General features: G+C 55.6%; 2 protein-coding genes. One reads left to right on the top strand and one right to left on the bottom strand.

Annotated features, from left to right (window positions below; translation table 11 throughout):
- The coding region (locus TSA66_RS01205) for a bestrophin family protein (RefSeq protein WP_040038681.1) at positions 1-512 on the top strand (512 nt) is incomplete at its 5' end.
- Between the two features lie 650 nt (positions 513-1,162).
- Here the strand turns inward: TSA66_RS01205 and TSA66_RS01200 are convergent.
- Entirely contained in the window at positions 1,163-2,191 is a 1,029-nt protein-coding gene (locus tag TSA66_RS01200; protein ID WP_040038680.1) for an IS110 family RNA-guided transposase, read from the bottom strand.
- Between the last annotated feature and the right edge of the window lie 29 nt (positions 2,192-2,220).

The raw sequence follows: 2,220 nt of genomic DNA, 5'->3' as shown, positions 1-2,220 counted from the left end.
TGGAGGAACTGCGTCCCTTCCTGACTGCCGAAGAATTTTCTGGGCTGCGCGCGCCGGCGGACAATCTGAACCTGCTGATGCGTAGCATGGGGGACGACCTGCGCCAGTGTCTCGTCGAACAGCGCGTGGATGGTGCCACGGCAGCCGCCATCAATTCCACGCTGTCATCGATGGTGATGGTGGCAGCCGGTTGCGAACGGATCAGGAATACGCCGATCCCGTTTTCCTACTCCCTACTGCTGCACCGGACCGCCTACCTATACTGCTTTCTCCTGCCTTTTGGCCTGGTCGACACCACACGGTTCATGACTCCCGTCGTCGTGGCAATCGTGGCCTATACCTTCTTCGGACTGGATGCGCTGGGCGACGAAATCGAAGAACCATTCGGCGACTCGGACAACGACCTCCCTTTGAACGCGCTATGCCGCACGATCGAAATCGATCTGCGTGTCATCGCCGGAGACCGCTCTCCCCCGCCGCCGCTGGCCCCGGTAGGCTACTGCCTTACCTGATGGAGGACGATCGATCAATTGCAGCTGGCGTGTATCTATGTGATTGGATGAACCGGTTGCTGCGACTGGCCCGCCGGGGTGCACGCTGGTAAAGAGGAAAGGGCCAATCTCCCGGATTGCACCTCCATCGTTACGGGAGGCAAATGCCCCAATGTTCGTCCTTACGACAGAAAGTGGCCGGCAACCGGACATTGACGATACTTGTTTACGTGACCCGTATCGACCGAGCGTGTGTGGAAACGCGGTTTTGCCACGAAGCCAGCACGAAATAACGGAGTAGAAGGAGCGCGCTTCGCGACATGTTGTGGTCTTGTCATTCGATTTTTCACGTTTTCACACATAGATGGTCGCCCCTAGTTTGCCAAGCGTTCAATCGATGATGTCAAGCAGGTGGAGATTGCAGCCATAGATCCGGACTTTCGTTCGAGGCTACAGCCTCTGTCCCTGATGGAATATGCTGGCAGGTTCCTAATCAGCCTATCGAGCTTGATGCTCCCTGTGTGAAATAGGTTTGGCCTGCCTCGGTCTGACCTGTTTTGCCATCACTTCATGATTGCCCGTGCAATCGGTGGAGGGTTCCTTTCCTTTGTATTCGTTCCGCTAGCTGCATTACGCTCCGATGCATGTTCATCTTGAATTCATCTGCGTTATCACCGTGTCGTATTGAAAGCAAGATTGAAGGTTCGGTCATGTGCAAGCAGTGCCCACATAATCCTCGCGTTCTTGTTGGCCAGCGCTACAGCTGCAATGTTGTGATGTCGCCGTTCGGTTAATTTGGACAGCCAGCCGCCTGCATAATCCGCCTTTCGCTGAGCGACGCGCAATACTGAACGGGCACCATGGATCAACAACATCCTGAGATATGAGTCGCCGCGCTTGCTGATTCCAAGCAGTGTTGGCTTTCCACCGCTGGAATGCTGGCGCGGAACCAATCCCAACCACGCCGCCAGCTCCTTGCCACTCTTGAAGTTACGAGCGTCACCAATGGAGGCCACCAGCGCACTGGCGGTAATCGGCCCAATGCCCGGGATATCTGCCAGCTTTCTGCTTGCTTCATTCTCCCGGTGCCATCCCTGGATCTGCTGTTCCAGTTCATCTACCTGCCGATGAAGTTCCCGCAGATGTTCCCCAAGCCTCTGCAGTAGTTGAAGAAAGGTCGCGGGCAGCTCTGTCGCTTGATCGGCAAGGATGTCCGGTAAGCGTTTCATCACATGGCTTATACCTTGCGGCAAGACGATGCCGTACTCAACCAGCATGCCTCGTATCTGGTTGGCTTGTGCCGTCCTGGCTTTAACGAATCCCTGACGTGCTCGATGCAGGGACAACACGGCCTGCTGCTCCAGGTTCTTGATGGGCACAAAGCGCCTGTTCGGCCGGCTGACTGCTTCACAAATTGCCTCCGCATCTGCGGCATCATTCTTGTTCGTCTTGACGTAGGGCTTGACGAATTGCGGCGCCATGAGACGTACGGTATGCCCGAGTGCCTGTAGCTTTCTGGCCCAGTGATGCGCACTGCTACACGCCTCCATCCCGATCAGGCACGGTGCGAGATTAGCCAGAAAAGGCAAAACTTGATCACGCTTGAGTGCCTTCTTGACTACCGCTCTTCCATGCTGATTCACCGCGTGCAGCTGAATTACATTCTTTGCCAAGTCCAGGCCAATCGTCGCAATCTGCATTTGGTCGCTCCCTTAAATGGTGGTTATCG

Origin of the sequence: Noviherbaspirillum autotrophicum, assembly GCF_000818395.1 — a bacterium.
Classification (GTDB): Bacteria; Pseudomonadota; Gammaproteobacteria; order Burkholderiales; family Burkholderiaceae_D; genus Noviherbaspirillum; species Noviherbaspirillum autotrophicum.
The sequence above is the reverse complement of the archived record's forward strand: the minus strand, read 5'-3'. Positions and strand labels throughout refer to the sequence as shown.

Excerpts from the sequence above, each read along its gene's own strand:
- TSA66_RS01200 (WP_040038680.1), bottom strand. The coding sequence starts at position 2,191 with ATGCAGATTGCGACGATTGGCCTGGACTTGGCAAAGAATGTAATTCAG.